Source organism: Patiriisocius marinus (genome assembly GCF_008974325.1).
Classification (GTDB): domain Bacteria; phylum Bacteroidota; class Bacteroidia; order Flavobacteriales; family Flavobacteriaceae; genus Patiriisocius; species Patiriisocius marinus.
The window spans coordinates 50,422-71,672 of record NZ_BKCG01000004.1 but is presented as its reverse complement, the minus strand read 5'-3'; the positions used below and the strand labels follow the sequence as shown (position 1 = coordinate 71,672).

At 33.9% G+C, this 21,251-nt stretch carries 20 protein-coding genes and 1 tRNA gene; 13 read left to right on the top strand and 8 right to left on the bottom strand.

What is annotated here, in order from left to right:
- Window positions 1-31 precede the first annotated feature (31 nt).
- Complete coding sequence (locus GBH57_RS08775; RefSeq protein WP_151674119.1) at window positions 32-1,105, bottom strand: hypothetical protein; 1,074 nt, start codon at window positions 1,103-1,105, stop codon at window positions 32-34.
- Between the two features lie 100 nt (window positions 1,106-1,205).
- Between GBH57_RS08775 and proS the strand changes: the two genes are divergently transcribed.
- The 3 genes from proS to rpsT all read left to right on the top strand — a co-directional run bounded on the left by proS (window position 1,206) and on the right by rpsT (window position 3,134).
- A complete protein-coding gene (gene proS / locus GBH57_RS08770; RefSeq protein ID WP_151674118.1) occupies window positions 1,206-2,681 on the top strand; it encodes a proline--tRNA ligase in 1,476 nt (491 codons plus the stop codon).
- Between the two features lie 106 nt (window positions 2,682-2,787).
- Window positions 2,788-2,859 (top strand) — tRNA-Glu (locus GBH57_RS08765).
- Window positions 2,860-2,882: 23 nt separating this feature from the next.
- Entirely contained in the window at window positions 2,883-3,134 is a 252-nt protein-coding gene (gene rpsT, locus GBH57_RS08760) for a 30S ribosomal protein S20 (protein WP_151674117.1), read from the top strand.
- A gap of 63 nt (window positions 3,135-3,197) precedes the next feature.
- Here rpsT and coaD read toward each other — a convergent pair whose 3' ends face one another.
- Both coaD and GBH57_RS08750 read right to left on the bottom strand, forming a co-directional pair.
- Window positions 3,198-3,647 (bottom strand): pantetheine-phosphate adenylyltransferase, encoded by a 450-nt coding sequence (coaD, locus tag GBH57_RS08755; protein WP_151674116.1) that lies wholly within the window; start codon window positions 3,645-3,647, stop codon window positions 3,198-3,200.
- A 13-nt stretch (window positions 3,648-3,660) separates the two neighbouring features.
- The gene (locus GBH57_RS08750; protein WP_151674115.1) at window positions 3,661-4,635 is read right to left on the bottom strand and encodes a D-alanine--D-alanine ligase; all 975 of its coding nucleotides are present in this window, start codon (window positions 4,633-4,635) and stop codon (window positions 3,661-3,663) included.
- Window positions 4,636-4,775: 140 nt separating this feature from the next.
- Between GBH57_RS08750 and GBH57_RS08745 the strand changes: the two genes are divergently transcribed.
- The 3 genes from GBH57_RS08745 (at window position 4,776) to GBH57_RS08735 (ending at window position 7,504) form a co-directional block, all read left to right on the top strand.
- Window positions 4,776-5,351 (top strand): PASTA domain-containing protein, encoded by a 576-nt coding sequence (locus tag GBH57_RS08745; RefSeq protein WP_151674114.1) that lies wholly within the window; start codon window positions 4,776-4,778, stop codon window positions 5,349-5,351.
- Between the two features lies 1 nt (window position 5,352).
- A complete protein-coding gene (locus GBH57_RS08740; RefSeq protein WP_151674113.1) occupies window positions 5,353-6,402 on the top strand; it encodes an RluA family pseudouridine synthase in 1,050 nt (349 codons plus the stop codon).
- 79 nt (window positions 6,403-6,481) lie between these two features.
- On the top strand, window positions 6,482-7,504 hold the full coding sequence (locus GBH57_RS08735) for an alpha/beta hydrolase (protein WP_151674112.1): 1,023 nt from the start codon (window positions 6,482-6,484) through the stop codon (window positions 7,502-7,504).
- Window positions 7,505-7,588: 84 nt separating this feature from the next.
- On the opposite strand, the gene GBH57_RS08730 is transcribed toward GBH57_RS08735, so the two are convergent.
- On the bottom strand, window positions 7,589-9,346 hold the full coding sequence (locus GBH57_RS08730; RefSeq protein WP_151674111.1) for a T9SS type A sorting domain-containing protein: 1,758 nt from the start codon (window positions 9,344-9,346) through the stop codon (window positions 7,589-7,591).
- Between the two features lie 310 nt (window positions 9,347-9,656).
- Between GBH57_RS08730 and yaaA the strand changes: the two genes are divergently transcribed.
- The 3 genes from yaaA to GBH57_RS08715 all read left to right on the top strand — a co-directional run bounded on the left by yaaA (window position 9,657) and on the right by GBH57_RS08715 (window position 13,306).
- Window positions 9,657-10,418: a peroxide stress protein YaaA gene (gene yaaA, locus GBH57_RS08725; RefSeq protein WP_151674110.1), complete on the top strand. Its 762-nt coding sequence runs from the start codon at window positions 9,657-9,659 to the stop codon at window positions 10,416-10,418.
- Window positions 10,418-11,089 carry a uracil-DNA glycosylase family protein gene (locus GBH57_RS08720; protein ID WP_151674109.1) on the top strand — a complete coding sequence of 224 codons (672 nt, stop codon included), beginning with the start codon at window positions 10,418-10,420 and terminating at the stop codon, window positions 11,087-11,089. Before yaaA ends, GBH57_RS08720 begins: the two co-directional genes overlap by 1 nt.
- Window positions 11,090-11,194: 105 nt before the next feature.
- Entirely contained in the window at window positions 11,195-13,306 is a 2,112-nt protein-coding gene (locus tag GBH57_RS08715) for a T9SS type A sorting domain-containing protein (protein ID WP_151674108.1), read from the top strand.
- 57 nt (window positions 13,307-13,363) lie between these two features.
- Here GBH57_RS08715 and GBH57_RS08710 read toward each other — a convergent pair whose 3' ends face one another.
- Window positions 13,364-13,855: a metallophosphoesterase family protein gene (locus tag GBH57_RS08710; protein ID WP_151674107.1), complete on the bottom strand. Its 492-nt coding sequence runs from the start codon at window positions 13,853-13,855 to the stop codon at window positions 13,364-13,366.
- Between the two features lie 123 nt (window positions 13,856-13,978).
- Between GBH57_RS08710 and truA the strand changes: the two genes are divergently transcribed.
- Together truA and GBH57_RS08700 are read left to right on the top strand one after the other, a co-directional pair.
- On the top strand, window positions 13,979-14,728 hold the full coding sequence (truA, locus tag GBH57_RS08705) for a tRNA pseudouridine(38-40) synthase TruA (RefSeq protein WP_151674106.1): 750 nt from the start codon (window positions 13,979-13,981) through the stop codon (window positions 14,726-14,728).
- A gap of 17 nt (window positions 14,729-14,745) precedes the next feature.
- Window positions 14,746-16,509 carry an ABC transporter ATP-binding protein gene (locus tag GBH57_RS08700; RefSeq protein ID WP_151674105.1) on the top strand — a complete coding sequence of 588 codons (1,764 nt, stop codon included), beginning with the start codon at window positions 14,746-14,748 and terminating at the stop codon, window positions 16,507-16,509.
- Here GBH57_RS08700 and GBH57_RS08695 read toward each other — a convergent pair.
- The 3 genes from GBH57_RS08695 to folP are packed head-to-tail and all read right to left on the bottom strand — an operon-like array spanning window position 16,473 to window position 18,976.
- Window positions 16,473-17,315: a DUF3667 domain-containing protein gene (locus tag GBH57_RS08695; RefSeq protein ID WP_151674104.1), complete on the bottom strand. Its 843-nt coding sequence runs from the start codon at window positions 17,313-17,315 to the stop codon at window positions 16,473-16,475. The genes GBH57_RS08700 and GBH57_RS08695 overlap by 37 nt on opposite strands.
- Before the next feature lie 9 nt (window positions 17,316-17,324).
- Window positions 17,325-18,095, bottom strand: a complete 771-nt coding sequence (locus GBH57_RS08690) for a diadenylate cyclase (RefSeq protein ID WP_151674346.1) — start codon at window positions 18,093-18,095, stop codon at window positions 17,325-17,327.
- A gap of 44 nt (window positions 18,096-18,139) precedes the next feature.
- Window positions 18,140-18,976 carry a dihydropteroate synthase gene (folP, locus tag GBH57_RS08685; protein WP_235904676.1) on the bottom strand — a complete coding sequence of 279 codons (837 nt, stop codon included), beginning with the start codon at window positions 18,974-18,976 and terminating at the stop codon, window positions 18,140-18,142.
- Between the two features lie 51 nt (window positions 18,977-19,027).
- Here folP and GBH57_RS08680 point away from each other — a divergent pair, with 51 nt between their 5' ends.
- Together GBH57_RS08680 and GBH57_RS08675 are read left to right on the top strand one after the other, a co-directional pair.
- Entirely contained in the window at window positions 19,028-19,567 is a 540-nt protein-coding gene (locus GBH57_RS08680) for a DUF1599 domain-containing protein (RefSeq protein WP_151674344.1), read from the top strand.
- Between the two features lie 25 nt (window positions 19,568-19,592).
- Entirely contained in the window at window positions 19,593-21,251 is a 1,659-nt protein-coding gene (locus tag GBH57_RS08675) for a BT_3928 family protein (protein WP_151674103.1), read from the top strand.

Genomic DNA, 21,251 nt, shown 5'->3' with positions numbered 1-21,251 from the left:
TGTCTAATACTTTGTAATATATCGCAGGAATTTATATGCCACCTCTTCTTGAACCACCACCTCTTGAAACTCCGCTAGATCTAGTGGATCCACTTCTTGTAGTAGAAGGACTGCTACTTCTAGTTGAGCGAGATACATTATTACTAGACCTTGTTGTGCTTCTAGTAGTCGTTGTAGGTCTCGTAGTTCTAGTAGAAGAAGGTCTCGTTGTTCTTGTGCTTGAAGGTCTTGTTGTTCTAGTAGAAGAAGGTCTAGTGGTTCTTGTACTTGAAGGTCTTATAGTTCTGGTGTTAGAAGATCTTGTATTTACAGAGTTTCTTGTTGCTCTTGTGGATCTTGGCGAAGTAGATCTGTCAAAGCGATCATTTCTTGCCGTAAGTGAACTAGTGTTGCGTGCTCTGTCTGTCTGTCTAGCGATGGATCTACCGTTTCGAGCATCTCTATAGCTGTAACGACTTCCGTTATTACTTGTTCTACCGTTGTAATAGTCTGAGTTTCTTCTGCCTCTAGTATAACTGTATCCAGTGTATGCATTTCCGTAGTAAGGATTATAGAAATTATTATAGTATCCACCATAGTAATTAGGATATCCCCAACCATAATAACCATAGTACGGATAACCCCATCCCCAACCTACGCCATAATATGGGCTACACCAGTTGCTATAATATCCAAAACCAGACCCATACCACCAGTAAGGTCTATTCCAATAACCACCCCAATTATTGCCGCCATAAACATTTACCGTTACATTAGAAGCATTGTCTCCCCATCCACCATAATTTTCTTCAACCTCACTATCTTCAATTATTACGTATCCGTCTTCGTCTAAATATTCTGTAGTTGAATAAGCTTCAATATCTGTAAATATTGCTCCTTCTTCAGGCAGTTCATCGTACGATTGAGTCTTAGAATTAAAGTATTGTTTGTAATAGCTATCTGAAGGTCCATCATTGACCTCTTCTGCTGCTACTTGGGTGTTAGAATTGTAAATGCCATCAGTTTCACCATAGTCATTTTGATTATGCGTTCCGCAAGAAATAAGTAGAAGCCCTATCAGAGCTGAAGGGAGCATAAATTTTAAAGAGGAAATATTGATTTGCATAACTATCGTATTTTATTGTTGAACATAGTAAAAATAATTAGTTTTGTCGAGCTAAACTAATTATTAACAAAGTCACAACATTTGTGCCAAACTACAGCTTATGGCTAAGAACTTAACAACGCGAGAAGAGGATTATTCAAAATGGTATAACGAGTTGGTTGTCAAGGCTGATTTAGCAGAAAACAGTGGTGTAAGAGGCTGTATGGTTATAAAGCCATATGGATTTGCCATTTGGGAGCGAATACAAGCAGAGTTAGATCGTATGTTTAAAGAAACAGGTCACCAAAATGCTTATTTTCCATTATTTATTCCGAAATCTTATTTCAGCAAAGAAGCAAGTCACGTTGATGGTTTTGCTAAAGAATGTGCTGTTGTAACACACTACCGACTTAAAAATGCCGAAGACGGAAGCGGAATTGTTGTAGATGAATCTGCTAAACTAGAAGAAGAATTAATAGTTCGTCCAACTTCGGAAACAATCATTTGGGATACATATCGTAAATGGGTTCAATCTTATAGAGATTTACCGTTGTTAATTAATCAATGGGCAAATGTTGTTCGTTGGGAAATGAGAACAAGATTATTTTTACGTACAACTGAATTTTTATGGCAAGAAGGGCATACTGCTCATGCTACAAAACAAGAAGCTTTAGTAGAGGCAGAGCAAATGATGAATGTATATTCTGATTTTGTTGAGAATTATATGGCAGTTCCAGTGGTTAGAGGAACTAAAACTGAAAGCGAACGTTTTGCAGGAGCTTTAGAGACATATTGTATTGAAGCACTTATGCAAGATGGAAAAGCGCTACAAGCTGGTACATCACATTTCTTAGGTCAAAATTTTGCAAAAGCTTTTGATGTAAAGTTTGCAAATAAAGAAGGTAAACAGGAATATGTGTGGGCAACTTCTTGGGGGGTTTCTACACGATTAATGGGTGCATTAATAATGACTCATAGTGATGATAATGGTTTGGTTTTGCCACCTAACTTAGCGCCAGATCAGGTTGTGATTGTTCCTATATATAGAAATGATGAGCAATTTGATGCTGTTTGTGAAGTTTCAGAAAAATTAATGAAAGATTTAAGATCTCAGGGTGTTCGCGTAAAGTTTGATAAGAGAGATACACATAAGCCAGGATGGAAGTTTAATGAATACGAATTAAAAGGTGTGCCTTTACGTATTGGTATTGGACCAAAGGATGTTGAAAAGGGGACTGTAGAGCTTGCTAGAAGAGATACGCTAACAAAAGAGTTTGTAGATGCTGTAGATGTTGTTAGTAAGGTTAAGGAGCTCTTAGAAGAGATTCAATCTAACCTATATAAGAAAGCATTTGACTATAGAGCAGAGCATACTACTGAGGTTCAGAGTTATGAAGAGTTTAAAGATGTATTAGAGACTAAAGGTGGGTTTATTTCGGCGCACTGGGATGGTACTATAGAAACAGAGGAAAGAATTAAAAATGAAACAAAAGCAACAATTAGGTGTATTCCTATTGAAGGAGATACTACTCCGGGAACTTGCATTTTCAGCGGGAAACCGTCAGAAAGAAGAGTGCTTTTTGCTAAGGCGTATTAAATTTTTCAAATTTTTTTAATTTTTTTTTGAAAAGTGTTTGGAGCATTCAAAAAAGGATGTATCTTTGCAACCGCTAACAGCAAAACACGCTACTAGCAAAAAGAATGGTCCGTTCGTCTAGGGGTTAGGACGCATGGTTTTCATCCATGTAACAGGGGTTCGATTCCCCTACGGACTACAACAAGTTAATAGAAAGAAATTATGGCAAATCACAAGTCAGCGTTAAAGAGAATTAGAAGCAATGAAGCGAAACGTTTACGTAATCGTTACCAGCATAAAACTGCTCGTAATGCTATGAAAAAGTTTCAAGATTTACAGGACAAGGCGGAAGCAACTAAAATGTTACCATCTGTTCACGGAATAATTGACAAGCTAGCTAAGAAAAATATTATTCATAATAATAAAGCAGCTAACTTAAAGTCAAATATGACAAGATTTGTAGCGAGTCTATAATATTGCTTTTTACAACAAACTAAAAACGCTTTCAGTTTACTGAAAGCGTTTTTTTATTTCCTATTATTTTACTGAGGTTGGTACAAGGCTTGATATGTCTCCGTCGTTACGTAACACATCTCTCACTATTGAAGAAGATATGTTAGAAACTTCTGGTGAGCTCAAAAGAAAAATACTTTCTACATCCATCAGTTTAAAATTAGTTTGAGCTACTGGTTGTTCATAATTGAAGTCTGTTGTGTTTCTTAGTCCTCTAATGATAAACTGAGCTTCATTTTTTTTACAGAATTTTGCTGTTAAGCCTTCGTATGATGTAACGCTAATACTTTTAATATCTTTAAAAGTATCTTCAATAAACGAAATACGATCCTCTAACGAATACATATATTTTTTAGAAGCATTCACTCCAATTGCAATAATTATTTCATCAAAAAGTGGAATAGCTCTCTTAATGATATCTACGTGGCCTAATGTTATGGGATCAAATGATCCAGGGAAAACTGCTTTTCTCATAAGTATAATACTATTAATTTAATGCATCGTCGATTAATTGACTGAAAAATGTTGATAAACTAAGTCCTCGTTCTTTTGCTTGTTTTGGAATAATACTTTCTTTAGATAATCCAGGAGTTGTGTTAGTTTCTATAAAAAAAGGTGTGCCATTTTGTATGATAAAATCACTTCTAGTAATACCTTTCATATTTAGGAGGTTGTATACTTTTATAGCAGCTTGTTGAACTTGATTAGTTTCTTCTTTGGTAATTCTAGCAGGAGTTATCTCCTGAGATTTACCTTGATATTTAGCTTCATAATCAAAAAAGTCGTTTTCTGAAACTATTTCGGTAGGAGCGAAAGAAACTGTTTCTCCATTATGTTTGTAGGTACCCACAGAAACTTCAGTACCTACTAAAGCAGATTCTATAATTATTTCACGATCTTCTTTATAGGCTAATTCTATTGAGGGAATGAGCATTTCAGCAGTGGAAACTTTACTTACACCAAAACTTGATCCTGCACGATTAGGTTTTACAAAACAAGGTAATCCCACTTTTTGAATAATAGAATCAACGTCAATTTTTTCACCTTTATTATGATATACTGATATGGCACAATTAATACCGAAATTTTTTAAAACTGATAAGCAGTCTCTTTTATTGAAGCTAAGTGCAGCTTCATAAAATCCAGTGCTAGTTTGTGGAATTCCTATCAATTTTAAATAAGCAGCAAGAAAACCATCCTCACCAGGAGTTCCATGTATGGTGTTGAAAACAACATCTGGTACTATTTTATTGTTATTGATAATGCAGCCAAAACTAGCTTTGTCAACCTCAAAAGAACCCTGTTCTGTAACATATTGCCACGAATCTTTTAAAATGTGTACACAATATACTTCGTATTCTAAGTTTGATAAACTTTCATAAACTACATTCCCACTTTTTATGGAAATTTCGGCTTCGCTTGAATAGCCACCCATTGCGATGGCAACCACTGTTTTTTTCATTCTGAAATTATAAATAAATAAAGATTTGGTATCACATTTTAAAAGTACACACGTTATAGTGTTCTTTAACGCAAAAATATTGTTTAAAGGTAGAAAGATACTAAATTAGGTTTCATATTTTTGCTTATTAATCCTCGACTATGTCATTTATCAAATTTTTATTAAGTAAGGCTTTCGTAAAGCAACTTTTATATGCTGTATTAGTGTTAGTTATCTTAACTTTCCTGCTATTGTGGTGGTTGAAATTTACCACTAACCATAGCCAGCAAATTGAGGTGCCAGATTTGAGTAAAATGACTTTAGATAAGGTGGAAGAAATTCTTGATGAAGCTGATCTAAGATATGAGATAATGGATTCAGCTAACTACAATCCAGATTACCCACGTTACTCAGTAATTGAACAAGTTCCTAAAGCTGGTAAAGCGGTAAAAGAAAATAGAAAAATTTATTTAGCACTTAATCCATCTGGATACACAAAAATAGCTGTACCTAAAGTAGTAGGTAGGACATTACGTCAAGCAGAACCAACGCTTTTAGCTGTTGGTTTTAAAATTGGCAAAATTTCTAAAAGACCACATATTAGTGATCAAGTATTAGAGCTTAGACACAATGGTAAAAGAGTTAAGCCTGGTGACCAAATTCAAAAAACATCAGTAATTGATATTATTGCAGGGGATGGTTCTCTCAATAAAGTACAAATTATGGATAACGAATAACATGATAGATAATCAAATAGGTCCAAAGGGCGAAGAATCTGGTAGCGACGAATTACATGAACATTTTAGATTTATTGCAGATAAAGGGCAGCAGCCACTTCGAGTAGATAAATACTTAATGAATAAAGTGGAGAATGCTACGCGTAATAAAATACAAAAAGCTGCAAAAGACGGAAATATCTTTGTCAATGATGCTATTGTAAAATCTAGTTATAAAGTAAAACCTAACGACATTGTAACGGTATTATTTGAGCACCCACCTTATGAGATGTTACTTACTCCTGAGGATTTAGATATTGATATTGTTTATGAGGATAATGACTTGCTCGTAGTTAATAAACGAGCTGGAATGGTGGTTCATCCAGGCCATGGTAACTATAGCGGAACTTTAATAAATGGTCTTATTTATCATTTTGATAATTTACCTAACAATAGTAGTAATCGTCCTGGTCTTGTTCATCGAATTGATAAAGATACTAGCGGACTTCTTGTTGTTGCAAAAACTGAAGCCGCGATGACGCATCTTGCAAAACAGTTTTTTAAGAAGACAACAGAAAGAGAGTATGTAGCTATTGCTTGGGGTGCGATGGAAGAAAAAGAAGGTACAATCGAAGGGCACATAGGAAGACATCCTAAAAACAGACTTCAAAATACGGTGTATTTAAAAGAAGAGGATTTTGATAAGGGTAAACCAGCAGTAACTCATTACAAAGTCCTTGAGCAGTTAGGGTATGTGACATTAGTTTCCTGTAAACTTGAAACTGGTAGAACTCATCAAATAAGAGTGCATATGAAACATATTGGGCACACTTTATTTAATGATGAGCGTTATGGAGGTAACCTTATTTTAAAAGGTACAACCTTCAGTAAGTATAAGCAGTTTGTTGATAATTGTTTTAAGGTACTGCCTAGACAAGCACTACATGCAAGGACTCTTGGTTTTGTCCATCCTACTACGGGTGAAATGATGCGTTTTGAAGCAAAAATTCCCGATGACATGGAACAATGTTTAGAAAAATGGCGAAACTATTCAAAAAACGTAGTTGAATAACATTTAAACGAGAATATTGACTTTTAGTCTGTTATTTGTAAGTGTTTACTTACATTTGTTGAAATTTAACTATCTGAATATGAAATCTCTATTGTACATTGCTCTTTGCGCTATAGCTATATCTTGTTCGAGAGAAGGTATAACTGATTTGCCATTGATAGAAGAAAATTTAGAAACTCAATACAATAGTATTGACCTTGATAACTATTTAGCAAAACCAGTTATTGATGTGCCAGAGGGAACTTTGTTTTATCAAAATATCCCTTATGGAGAAAATCAAAGGCAAGTTATTGATCTCTTTTTACCAAAGAATTTTTCTGTCTTAGCTTCTTTTGAACCTCTTGGTATAGTATTGAATATTCATGGAGGAGGATTTATGGCTGGTGATAAAGGAGTGATTTATCAAAATGAAAACGATATATATCAATATCTAGAAAACAATATTGCTTTTATTTCAATGAATTATAGGTTTATTGAAGAAGATAACCCAGATAGTTTAGGTGTTTTAAAATGCTTTAATGACTCAGAAAGAGTACTTAGTTTTATACAGTATTTATCAAACCTAGTAAACATAAGCCCTAATAATATTTTCATAAAAGGAGAATCTTCTGGTGCTGGTATCGCACAGTATTTAATAGCAAATCCAGTTTTTAGTTCTAGAATTACAGGGGTGTCTTTAAATGCTCCACAATCGACTTATGATTTTTTAAAATTTAATAAAATATTCCAAGAATTTAACTTTGATTTATATCAATACGTGTCACTCGCTAATTTAGAAAATAGAGTAATCAATTTCTACGGTGGATCACAAATAGAGCAGTTAGAGGATGATCCAATTATCGTAAATAATAGAGTAGAAGTATCGTTATCTAAAACTTTTAATACTTATGAGGGTACATTGAGGATTAAAGCAGGAAATGAAGGAATACCGTATAATTCTCTAGGGAATTTAAACGAACTTTTACATCATCAAATACATGCAATTCAAATTTATAATAAAGCTGTTAATGCAGGTTTATTTGTTGATGCTCAAATTCCATATTTAAATATTGAAAGTAATCTTACGGAGTTGGAATTTATTTTAGAATCAATTAACCAATAGTTAAAATAATCATTTTTTTAACTCAAAAAAAGATATAAAAAATCCCGAAACGCTAGTTTCGGGATTTTTAAATTTTAAAAAGTTTTAGTTTTTAATCCATTTAGAAGTGTGTGTTACAATCCCATTACTTACTTTGATTAAGTATATACCATTGTCTACTTGGTTCAAATTAAGTGTAACACTTGTATTTTTTCTGAAATCTGCATTTTCTGAAATAATACGTTTTCCTGTTATATCATATATTTCAATTTGAGCATTGTTCAATTCCATATTTATGGAAAGATTTAAAGTTCCATTAGAAGGGTTAGGAGAGATAAGAATGTTAGATGAAATTAAAATTTCAGAATTAGATAATATTTCTTCTTCAATTAAACCATCACGCAAGTTACTTCCTTTATAACCATTTCTTAATATCTTAGAAGCGTCATATGGCACATTTAAGTTAAATGTGTTTACGAATGTTGAATCTGTCATTACTCCAAAATTTAATGTGTAAGAGTTCGCTGTAAGGTCCATCATTCCATCATTGTCTACATCGCCTAGCACTGCTCCATTTAAAAATGTGTATCCAGGAGTTCGTAAAGGGAATCCATCAATTTCACCACTTCCATCTGTTGAATATGCATGAATGTAACCCATCGCATTTGAATCAGTTATAACGCTAGAAAAAATAACTTCAGGAATATCGTCTTCGTTAATATCTGCAATAGTTATAAAACCTTCATTTCCTCCATAATTTTCTACTGGAAAATTATCGATAGAAGATGCATCAGGAGCTTGGCCATAAATAGTAGGTAATAAGGTTCCGTCGTTACTAGTATTTCTGTTGCCAAAAAATAACTCGTAAGTTCCATCTGCGTCAATGTCTGCTACTGTAGGGGTTGTGTATGTCCATTCATTCAGTATAATAGGCCATCCGGTAGCATAAGATGCATCAGCATTTAGAACATAAAAACCTGGAGTATTTCCGTGATTTGCACCTACAATTTCTAATGTTTCATCTCCATCTAAATCAACAAGTGTTGGCGATTGATATGAGTAGCTTTTATCTGGATCTACGAGCGGAAAACCAGGAAGTATTGTTCCGTCACTGTCAAAAGCAAACATCCCAACAGCAGAAGCAGCAATAACAACATCCATATCTCCATCATTATCAATGTCACCAATTGAAGGAGTAAATGCTGGTGTTGCGGGTAATGAAACTGGCCAGTTAGCATTTATCTCACTTCCGTCTATATTTAAAGCGTGTAAGTATCCTTGAGAACTCCCAAAACGTTCGCCAGTAATAATATCTAATGTTCCGTCACCATCTAAATCTGCAATAGCTGGTGCGTTAATCATCCATTTATCATTAAAATTTACTGGCCAACCTGTAAGTGGAACTCCAGTGTTGTCCATTACATACACTCGTCCAATTGTAGTAGGATATCCTGTGTTGAAAATGATCTCAGGTGTTCCGTCATCATCTAAGTCTGCTATACTTGGAGGTAATAATATAGGACCTTCAACTGGAATTTCAAATAAAATAGAGCCATCACCTTTTAAAGCATAAAGTGTGGTATCTATTCCATAAATAATTTCTTCTACTCCATCATTATCTAAATCTGCTAATGTGACACCTCTTGAGTTTTTAATTTGCGGATTTGCAGGTTTACCAAAGGAGAAAAGTAAATCTGCTGTTTGTACATCCCTATTAGTGGAGTTGCTATTAATTAGTACAGGTGTTGTAGTAAAAGTTCCATCTTCATTTAGTTTAACTTTTTGTCCAGTTTCTACTTGAGAAAATAAAGAAAATGAGCTTGATAAAGCGATTAGCAAAATCCATAGTTGATTGGTTTTCATAGTTAGTTGTTTTAAATTAGTACATAAATTTGACTAATAATTGAATTGCAGCTTGTTAAGTATATCTTAAATTTTCAACTTTAACATCTACGTTTAATGTTGTAAGTGAATGTTTAATCAATCAACGCCTGCTATATATTGATAAATATCTCTTATTTTGATAAGGCATTATTATCAAAGCGTAGCCCTATCTTTGTGAGAGCTTAAAACAATCTAGCCATTATCTCATTTGAAAAAACAATTGTCAATAAAGTTATTTTTGAATGTTTAAACTGAAATTGTAAAAGCTAATTTTAAATTTTTACGTGTTATGAAAATCGTTGTATCTCCAGCTAAAACATTAGACTATAAAAGTGAACTTCCAACAACTAGAGGAACACAGCCTCTTTTTTTAACGGAAGCCGAAACTTTAAATAAAAAATTAGAAGGGAAGTCTAAAAAAGCAATTGGTGAATTAATGCATATTAGTGATGCACTAGCGCAGTTAAATTATGAGCGTTATAAGGAATTTTCAACTCCATTTACTAAGGAAAATGCACGCCCTTGCGTATATGCTTTTGCTGGAGATGTTTATGCTGGGTTAGACGCTTACACACTTCCTGAAGCTAAAATCGATTTGCTTAATAATACCTTGCGAATTCTATCGGGAATGTATGGTATTTTAAAGCCATTAGATTTAATGCAACCATACAGACTTGAAATGGGGACTTCTTTGAAAATGGGAAGGAAGAATAATTTATACGAATTTTGGGGAGATAAAATAACCGAAGCACTAAATAATGAATTAGAAGATGGTGAATTATTTTTAAATTTAGCTAGTCAGGAATATTTTAAAGCAATTAACCCTAAAGTCCTTAAAACCGAAATAATAGCGCCAGTTTTTAAAGATTTTAAGAACGGAAAGCTTAAAATAATTTCATTTTTTGCTAAGAAAGCTAGAGGTAGTATGGCTCGATATGTTATTGATACTAATGCGCAAACTTTAGATGATATTAAAGCTTTTGACTATGATGGATATGGTTTTAGTGAAGAATATACAGTAAAGAAAAACGAGCCTGTTTTTATTAGATAATGTTTATACATACGCATCCGTATCCGCCATTTATCCCTGAAGGCACTACAAAGTTAATCGTAGGTACACTACCGCCTCCACGTTTTACAATTGGTGATTTAAAGGAGCGCGATGTTGACTTTTGCTACGGAAGTAGAGATGGGCAACTATGGCCCATTCTTGATACTATTTTCAAACTTAATTTGAAATACGAAAACACGGAAGATGCAATTTTACAGCGAAAAAACTTTTTAATTTCTCGTCAAATAGGTGTGTGTGATATTGTCGCTTCAGCAAAAAGGGAGAAAATTGATGCTAGTGATTTAGGAATGGAACAAGTGACATTTCGGAATATTATACAAGTTTTAAAAAGTAATCCGAAAATAGATACGTTGCTTTTTACTGGTGGAAATAGTAAAAACGGACCTGAATATTTCTTTAGAAAAGTTTTAAAAGAACATAAATTGAAACTTGAAATAGTGTCAAATGTAGTGCCACGTGTTCATCAATTTAGTATTTCGGCTAAGGATGAATTTCCTAATAGAATTATTAAAACTGTTTCTTTGACGGCGCCATCTGGTGCTGCAAATAGGGCAGTGGGAGGTCTTGACGCTTATAAAGAAATGAAAGCGCGATTTCCAGAAAAAACTACAATTGATTTTAGAAAAGAACAATACACTCCATTTTTCTAATAATCAATCCATTGATTAAGTCAAAGAGATGATATAATTAAATTATAGGGTATTTAGAAACAGATAATTTGGTAGCTTTGTTAGATAACTACATAAAACCATATTATGAAAAAACTATTTACACTACTTCTATTTTGTGTTGCTTCATTTGCTTCCGCACAAATTTTAGACGAAACTTTTGACTCAAATGCAAACTTTACAACTTCAGATCCCTTTTTCTCAGATGGATTTGGTGATTTCTTTGGACTTTCTGGTGGAGTTGATGATTACAATGGTGAGCCCGTTCCTACATTTATTAAGCCATATACAGGTTTCAGTGGAGGGTTTTTAACAGGAATGGATCTTGACGGTGAAGGAGCAACTTTACCTATTTCGATAGAATGGACTGGAGTTGCAATCGATGGATTTGGTTCATTAATGTTTAGTGGTCAATTCGCCGAAGCTTTTGATGCTCCAGGAGATATTGATCAAGCAGATTTCTTATTGATTGAATATCAAATTGATGGTGGTGGATACCAAAACTTACTATCTTTTGTTGGAGGAGATTTTTCTAGCACTACTAATAACGGGTTTTTTAAAGAAGATACAGATTTTGATGGAATAGGTGATGGAGCAAACTTAGGAGATGCTGCAGCTACCTTCACAAAAGCTATAGTAGGAGTAGGTTCAGCCTTAGATTTAAGAATGACAATTTCAGTAAATTCTGGTGATGAGGATTTTGCAGTAGACAGTTTTTCAATTACAGGAACGGCAGTAGTTGATGATACTCCACCAGTAGTTACTTGTCCAAGTCCTATTGTGCAAGATAATGACGCTGGAGTTTGTGGTGCTATAGTTACATTTATGGATGCTACAGCAACTGATGATACAGATCCAAACCCTACAGTTACTCAAACAGGAGGGCCATTAAGCGGTACATTATTTCCAGTGGGTGATACAGAAGTTTCATACACAGCAATTGATGCTGCAGGAAATGAAAGCTTATGTACATTTACGATAACTGTTGCTGATGCTGAGGCTCCTGTTATTGCTTGTCCTGACCCTATTACAATGGATAATGACACAGGTGTTTGTGGTGCAATTGTAACATATGATGCTCCCATCGTTACTGATAATTGCCCAGAGCCAACATCTGTACAAGGGTCTTTAACAACGTTATTTGACGGTGGGAATACGTTTGATGGAAATATGTTCGATGTTAATATATTGAATGATATGACTGTTCAGTCATTTGATGTAAACCTAGTTGATCCAACTGGAGATTTTGAGGTTTATTATAAAACAGGAACTTACTTAGGTTCAGAAACAAATGCTGCAGATTGGACATTGATAGGTAGTGCTACAGGTGTAGTTAGTCTGGGAGCTAACACTCCAACACCTTTAGATTTATCATTAGATTTAATGTTAACAGCTGGACAAACGTACGCATTCTACGTAACTTCAACGGGAGCAACAGTAGCCTATACAAATGGAGGTGTTGCTGGAGATGTTTTAGTTTCAAATGCAGATCTTGAAATACTTGAAGGTAGCGGAGGTGGATATCCTTTTGGGACAAACTTTTCTCCACGTAACTTTAATGGAACTATCATTTATGAATCTGGAGGTTTTAATGTTCAACTTGTTGATGGATTAGCAAGTGGAGAAGAATTTCCTGTAGGAACAACAACCGTAACTTATGAAGTATCTGATGCCGCTGGAAATGTATCTATGTGCTCATTTGATGTAGTTGTGAATGACACGGAAGCTCCAGATGTAGCTTGTCCAGATGACCAATTAGTTGACGTTCCAACAGGTGAAATGTTTACGTTACCGGATTATAGCGGTGATGTCATTGCAACTGATAACTGTGCTGTCTCAGTAATTACACAGTCTCCAGCAGCTGGAATGATGGTGGGTGCAGGAACAACAACAGTAATAATTACGGTCACTGACACTGCAGGAAATGAAGTAGATTGCACGTTTGATGTAGTGGTAACTGAAGTCTTAGGGATTACAACTAACGATATCACTAAAATAAATTTATCGCCTAATCCAGCTTCAACTATTGTATCAATCAACGCTACAATAAGTACTATTGAGGTATTTAATATGTTAGGTCAAAAAGTACTAGAAACTAATCAAAATACTTTTGATGTAAGCAGCTTAATACAAGGTGCTTATTTGGTGAAGATTACTACTGATAACGGTCAAACAACTAAAAAATTGACGGTTAAGTAATTCTGAAATTTTAATAATTAACTAAAGGCGCTATCTATTAATAGAAAGCGCCTTTTTTTATCGGCTTAATTCAATTACTTCAAGATTTTGAATTTTTGAACCATCGATTTCAAAACGTAGCATAGTTCTTACTTTATGAAAACCGTGCAAGCCAATAGCACCAGGATTCATATGTAGAAGTCCAGTTTTTTTATCAGGCATAACTTTTAATATATGAGAATGACCACAAATAAATAACTTAGGGGTATTTGCATAAATATCTTCACGAATGCGTTGATTATATTTTCCAGGATATCCGCCTATGTGAGTAATATATACCGAAACATCTTCACAATTAAACTTAAGGTCTAACGGAAATGTAGCACGAGCTTTTGCATCATCAATATTACCATAGACGGCTCTCAAAGGTTTTAATGCTTCAATAGCATCAGTTACTTTTAAATCACCAATATCTCCAGCGTGCCAAACCTCGTCAGCTTGCTTAACATGTTTAATAATGGTTTCGTCAATATGACTGTGAGTATCGCTAAGGAGAAGTATTTTTTTCAAATGAAATGTTATTTGAATGCAAAAGTACGCTAATGATAAGAATCTATTTAACTCTTAAATCATTCTTTATGATAGTAGAGATGGATTATAATCGCTCGAAGTCGTAACTTTGAAAACTTCATTATGAAACGGTACTTTTTAGACATATCTTACAACGGAGGCGCATATTGTGGTTGGCAAAAGCAACCTAATAGTTTAAGCGTTCAAGAGGTTTTAGAAACAACGCTATCAACATTAATGCGCACCGAAATTAAGGTGATGGGTGCAGGACGAACTGACGCTGGTGTACACGCGAAACAATTAGTAGTGCATGTAGATTTAGCCGAAATTTTAGATGTTGATAAATTAATCTATCGATTAAACTCCATGCTGCCAAAGGATATTTTAATATCAGCAATTAGGGAGGTTCATCAAGATTCGCACGCTAGATTTCACGCTATTTCTAGGGAATATGAATATCATATTTCGGTTAAAAAAAGTGTTTTTTTAGAAGGATTGGCACATCAAATTAATACTATGCCAAACTTAGAAAAAATGAATGAAGCGGCATCTTTACTTTTAGAATACGAAGATTTTCAATGCTTTTCAAGATCAAATTCAGATGTGAAAACGTATTTATGTGATATTAAAAAGGCACATTGGAGCAGTGAAGGCGATATGCTTATCTTTACCATAGAGGCAAATAGGTTTTTACGAAATATGGTGAGAGCCATTGTGGGTACCTTATTAGATGTAGGATATGGGGTGACAACCATTGAAGGATTAAAAGAGATTCTTGCTAGTAAAAATAGGAGTAATGCGGGAGCTTCGGCGCCAGCGAAAGGTTTGTATCTTACCAAAGTAGGATATCCTAAAACAATATTTAAACATTAAAATTTCAGAATAAAACTATGGCCCAATCTGGAAAAGCTTTTGATTTTAAACTTTTTAAGCGCTTATTAGCGTTTACAAACGCGTATCGTTTAGTTTTCTTTTTTGTGGCTTTTGCAGCAGTTGCAATGTCTATTCTCGCAATACTACGACCTTATTTTTTACAACGTACTATAGATGAGTCTATAGTGCCACAGGATAGTAATTTACTTGTTTATTTTATCTCTATAATGTTAGGGGTTTTAGTGCTTGAAGTATTGTTTCAGTTTGCTTTTATTTTCTATGCAAACTGGCTTGGGCAAAGTGTAATAAAGGATTTACGAGTATCGTTATTTAGATTGATGACTAGTTTTAAAATGCAGTATTATGACAAAAGTGCTGTGGGTAGATTGACAACTAGAGCAGTAAATGATATTGAAACTATCTCTAGTATTTTTAGCCAAGGACTATTTATGATTCTTGCAGATTTACTTAAAATGGGCGCTATCGCAGGTTTTATGTTATATCAAAGTTGGCGATTATCACTAATCGTTTTTGCTATATTACCTGTAATTTTATATGCAACTCGAGTTTTTCAACGAGCGATGAAAGTGGCCTTTGAAGAAGTAAGAAATCAAGTAGCTAATTTAAATGGCTTTGTTCAAGAGAGATTAACAGGGATGAAAATAGTGCAGATTTTTGCACGTGAAGAAACTGAATACAAGGCCTTTGAAAAAATAAATGAAAAGCATAAAAAGGCATGGGTGAAAACAGTATGGTATAACTCTATCTTTTTTCCTATTGCAGAAATGGCGTCTTCTGTTGCTATTGGTTTATTAGTATGGTTTGGTGGTTTAAATGCTGCAGAAAATGGAATCATTACTTTAGGTTTAATTGTAGCATTTATAGAGTTAGCTCAAATGTTGTTTAGACCTCTTCGTCAAATAGCTGATAAGTTTAATACACTACAAATGGGTATGGTTGCAGCTAACCGTGTATTTGCAATTTTAGATACTAAATCTCACATTGTAAATGAAGGTACGGTTGAAATGTCTCAGACAAAAGGAGCGATTGAGTTTAAAAATGTACGTTTTGGATACGTTGAAAACGAAGAGGTGATTAACGATATATCCTTTTCAGTTAAATCTGGAGAAACGGTTGCTATTGTTGGTTCAACAGGTGCTGGGAAATCTACTATTATCAACTTATTAAATAGATTCTACGAAATTAATAGTGGAGAGATTTTAATTGATGGAGTGTCAATAAAAAAATATACACTCAATTCCTTAAGATCCCAGATTGCTGTTGTTTTACAAGATGTATTTTTATTTGCAGATACTATTTTAAATAATATTACACTTAATAATCCCGATATCACGGAAGAAACAGTGAGAGCTGCAGCACACGAAATAGGAGTTGCAAAATTTATTGACACACTTCCGGGAGGCTTCTCCTATAATGTAAAAGAACGGGGTGCAATGTTGTCTTCAGGACAGCGCCAATTAATAGCATTTTTAAGAGCTTATGTAAGCAAGCCAGGTATTTTGATTCTAGATGAAGCAACATCATCTGTAGATACCTATTCAGAGGAGATGATACAAACTGCTACAGAGAAAATAACGAAAGGTCGAACATCAATTGTTATTGCACACAGATTAGCAACCATTAAAAAAGCAGATAAAATACTTGTAATGGATGCTGGTAAAATAGTGGAAACCGGTACTCATGCCGAGTTGCTTAAACGCGAAAATGGATACTATCGTAATCTTTACGAAGTCCAGTTTATGACAGAAGAAGCTATATAGGAAGTTGATTTTTGAAGTTCAGCTTGTTTATTTATTTGTTCAAATAGGTCATCATATGCGCCGCCTGCAATTAAAATTACGTTTACTATTATAAGTATTAATAAAAATATAAAACCAAACAGCACAAATTTCAAGATTGTTTGCGATACATTAAGTTGATACAGTTGCTGTAGTGCATACAAGTAATAACTAAATAGAAATAGCATTCCAAAAAGGTTTGCCGCAATATATAAATTAACGTTCCATAAGGTTGCTAAATAAAACAATACCATAATAATTGAAGTTAATGAATATGCGTATAAATTTATAATAAGGTGCTCTGTGTAATTGTATTTTTTATTTTTTAAAAAAACGAGTCTTGATATCAAAGCTAGTAATGGGATAGATAAGAAAAATATGAATGTTTGATATTCAAATATGGTATCAAACATGTTTTTTGTCATCTCCTTCTCACCTTCTGTTTGTACTTTGCCAAAGTTCATCGTTCCTTCTAAAAGTTCAGAGAAAACATTATTTATTAGATAGTAATACAAACCTGAAAGCGTAATAGCCAAGGTGAAAAATGCGAATGGATTTAAATATTTTTTTCTAACTCCATCTATATAACCACCAATTACTTTAGCTGGTTTTAATATTAAGTCAACTACAGTTCTAAGTGGTTTGTTAGTGTCAATACTAAACATATTCTCTACCGTTTCAGAGAAAAAATGTTTTAAAGTTAGTCTGTGATTGATCACTTTTGCACCACATTCGTTACAATATTTATCTTCAAGACTTAAAGCCCTTTTGCAATTTTTACAATTCATATTTTAGGCTTAACTTAAGTCTTTGTGTATAATTTGGGTGAGTTCTTCCAGGGTGTCGTAAAGCACAAAATCGCCATCTTTTAAGTAGGATATTTGTCCGTTTTCTTCACTAACAACTAAACAAACAGCGTCACTTTTTTCTGTTACTCCTACAGCAGCACGGTGTCGAAGTCCAAAACGTAATGGAATATTTCTATCATTTGAAACAGGTAGGATTACCCTAGTTGCAGTTACTTTATTTTCTTCAATTAACATAGCACCATCGTGTAATGGGCTATTTTTATAAAAAATACTTTCTATAATAGGTTGGTTTACTTCGAGGTTCATTTCATCACCACTCGATTTTACAAAGTCTAAGCTATTGTTACGTTTAATAACAATTAAAGCACCTGTATTTGTATCGGCCATTTTTTTACAAGCCTTTATTATTGGGGCAATATTAGTTGTTGCCACCGTATCTCTAGAGATAGTTTTAAACTGTCTAAAAATTCGTTTAGCATTAAAATTAGTGGATCCAACCATTAATAGGAATTTTCTTATTTCTTGCTGAAATACGACAATTAAAGCAAACATTCCAACTCCTAGAAAGCCTCCTAAAATTTTACTCATCAGTTCCATTTCAAGTAATTCGGTTAGACGCCAAATTCCATAAATGATCACGATTCCGATAAAAATATTAATGGCAACAGTTCCCTTAACAAGTCGGTATAAGTAATAGAGTAGTGCTGCAACGAGTAAAATATCGATGGCATCTATTATTCTGAAATCTGTAAATTCAATTAAATCCACTTAAGGTCTGTTTTTATGTAAATGTAAAATATTTATTAGAAAGCTGTTTTTTTAAGATGCTTAAAAAGTGTGATACATTCAGCTGCTTCTGCAACATCGTGGACTCTTAAGATTGATGTTCCTTTTTCTAAAGCAACCATATGCAAGGCTGAGGTTCCGTTGAGTGCATCTTTAGCCGAAACGTTCAATGTTTTATAAATCATACTTTTTCTTGAAACTCCAGCTAAAATTGGAACATCAAGAGCGCTCAATAATTCGAGATTGTTTAATAATTCGAAACTCTGTTGAGCAGTTTTAGTAAATCCAAAACCTGGATCAATTATTATATCGTTTATACCAAGTTTTCGAGCTTCAGCAACTCGTTCTGAAAAATAGAAGATTACTTCTTTAGTTATATTGTCATAACTGCAAAGTTCTTTCATTGTTTGCGGTGTTCCTTTCATATGCATCATTATGTATGGAACTTGCAAACGGGCAACGGTCTGTAGCATTTCAGAATCAAGTAAACCTGCGCTAATATCATTAATTATAGCCGCACCAGCATCAATTGCTTTTTTAGCAACAGCGCTTCTAAAAGTGTCAATGGAAATAATTGCTTCAGGGAATTTATGGACGATTGCTTCAATTGCTGGAATCACTCTTTCAAGTTCTTCGGCTTCGCTAATATCCTTTGCATTTGGGCGTGAGCTATAGCCTCCTATATCTAGAAATTGAGCTCCAGCTAGAAGCATTTTACTTGCCTGGCTAGTTATGTCCTCAATATTTGTGGTTTGTCCACCATCGTAAAAGCTATCCGGCGTAACATTTATTATCCCCATCACGGTTGGTGAAGAGAGGTCAATTAATGTACCTTTACAGTTGATTGTGCGCAATTTTTAAATGTGATTAATTTACCCGAAATTTACGGAAAACTTAGCGATATTATGGCAGATACTTCTAAACAATATAATGATGTAATTGAAATGTGTAGATCATTGTTTATTAATAAAATGAAGGATTATGGAAGTGCGTGGCGTATATTGAGATTGCCGTCATTGACAGATCAAATATTTATAAAAGCACAAAGAATAAGGGGTTTACAGCAAAACAAAGAGCAACGAGTTGATGAAGGTCAAGTTTCAGAATTTATTGGGATAATTAATTATTCAATAATGGCATTAGTGCAATTAGAACTTGGTGTTGTGGAACAGCCAGATTTAACTTTAGAGCAAGCAACCCAAGCTTATGATGAAAAAGTTGCTATTACAAAGCAATTAATGCTCGATAAGAATCACGATTATGGTGAAGCTTGGAGAGATATGAGAGTGAGTAGCTTAACCGATTTGATTTTACAGAAATTACTTAGAGTAAAGCAAATTGAAGACAATCAAGGTAAAACATTAGTAAGTGAAGGGATAGATGCTAATTATCAGGATATGATAAACTATGCAGTGTTTGCACTTATTCATTTAAAAGCAGCTTAAGGAAAACAAATATTAAAAATACATTATGAAAATACTTGTAGGAGTAGCCAGAATTTTTGTTGGAGTTTTATTTATAATTAGTGGTTTAATCAAGCTAAATGATCCAGTAGGATTTTCATTTAAGTTAGGTGATTACTTTGCTCCAGAGGTTTTAAATCTAGAGTTTTTAGTCCCTTTTGCATTATTAATTGCTGTAGCAGTAGTTATTTTTGAAGTATTGTTAGGTGTAATGTTGATTGTAGGTTACGCTAAAAAGTTTACACTGTGGAGTTTATTAGTACTTATCGTAGGGTTTACATTTCTTACTTTTTACTCTGCGTATTTCAATAAAGTTACAGATTGTGGATGTTTTGGAGATGCTTTAAAACTAACACCTTGGGAGTCTTTTACGAAGGATGTAGTATTGCTAGTGTTAATTTTGTTTTTGTTCTATGGACAAAAATACATACAGCCGTTTTTCACGAAATTCTCACGTAGTTTTATTGTATTTATATCGTTTATTCTTTGTCTTTGGTTAGGTTACCATGTATTAATGCATTTGCCAATAGTAGATTTTAGAGCTTATGCTATAGGTAAAAATATTAAAGAAGGAATGGAAACTCCTCCAGACGCACCTAAGCCTATTTATGAATATACGTGGGTATATAATGTTAATGGTGAAGAAAAAGTTGTAGTCAATTTAGGAGAAGATCCAGGAATTGAAGGAGAACTTTTAAGTGCTACAACTGAAGTAATTCAAGAAGCTTATGAGCCACCAGTGCACGATTTTAGTATTGAACGAGATGGAAATGATTTCACGGAAGATTTTTTAAGCACAGAAAACCTAATAGTGGTTATGGCTTACAACCTTGACAATGCTGAAAATGACGGGTTTATACCTTTGAAAATAGCAACTGATAAAGCCTTAAAGCTAGGGTATAAGGTTATTGGTATGTCAGCTTCATCTACTGAAGAAACTGAAAAATTAACAGAGAAATACCATCTTAATTTTGATTTCTATTTCTGTGACATGACTACATTAAAAACTATTGTAAGAAGTAATCCAGGTATTATTGAACTTCAAAAAGGTACTATTACTCAAAAACTTCATTTTAATGACGCTGATAAACTTCAATTAAATGAACAAGAGGGAGCAATTCCATCAATGGACTTTGAGCTTAAAAAACGATTAGATAGTATAGCTGTTTTAGATCAGAAATATCGTAAAATGATGCAAGATGGAACTGAAAACATCGACAGTTTATGGCGTATGCAAGAAGTAATTGATGCAACTAATTTGAAATTTGTTGCAGATTATTTTGATGCTAAAGGTTATCCAGGAAAATCTATTGTTGGTGAACCAACCAATACAGCAGCTTGGTATGTGTTACAACACAACCCAGACCAAATAGAAAAGTATCTTCCTATGATTAAAAAAGCTGGAAAAGAAGGTGAAATTCCATTCAGACTTGTTGCGATGATGGAAGATCGTTATTTGATGGGGCAGGATAAACCACAAATTTATGGAACTCAAGGATCCACAATTAATGGAGATGAATTTATTTGGCCTATTGAAGATCCAGAAAATGTTAACAAGCGTCGTGTTGAAGCTGGCTATGACCAAACTATTGAAGAATACGCGAAGCTTCTTTTTGGCGACGACTTTGAATATAAAGTGCTAACGATAGATCAAGTTAAGCAGTAA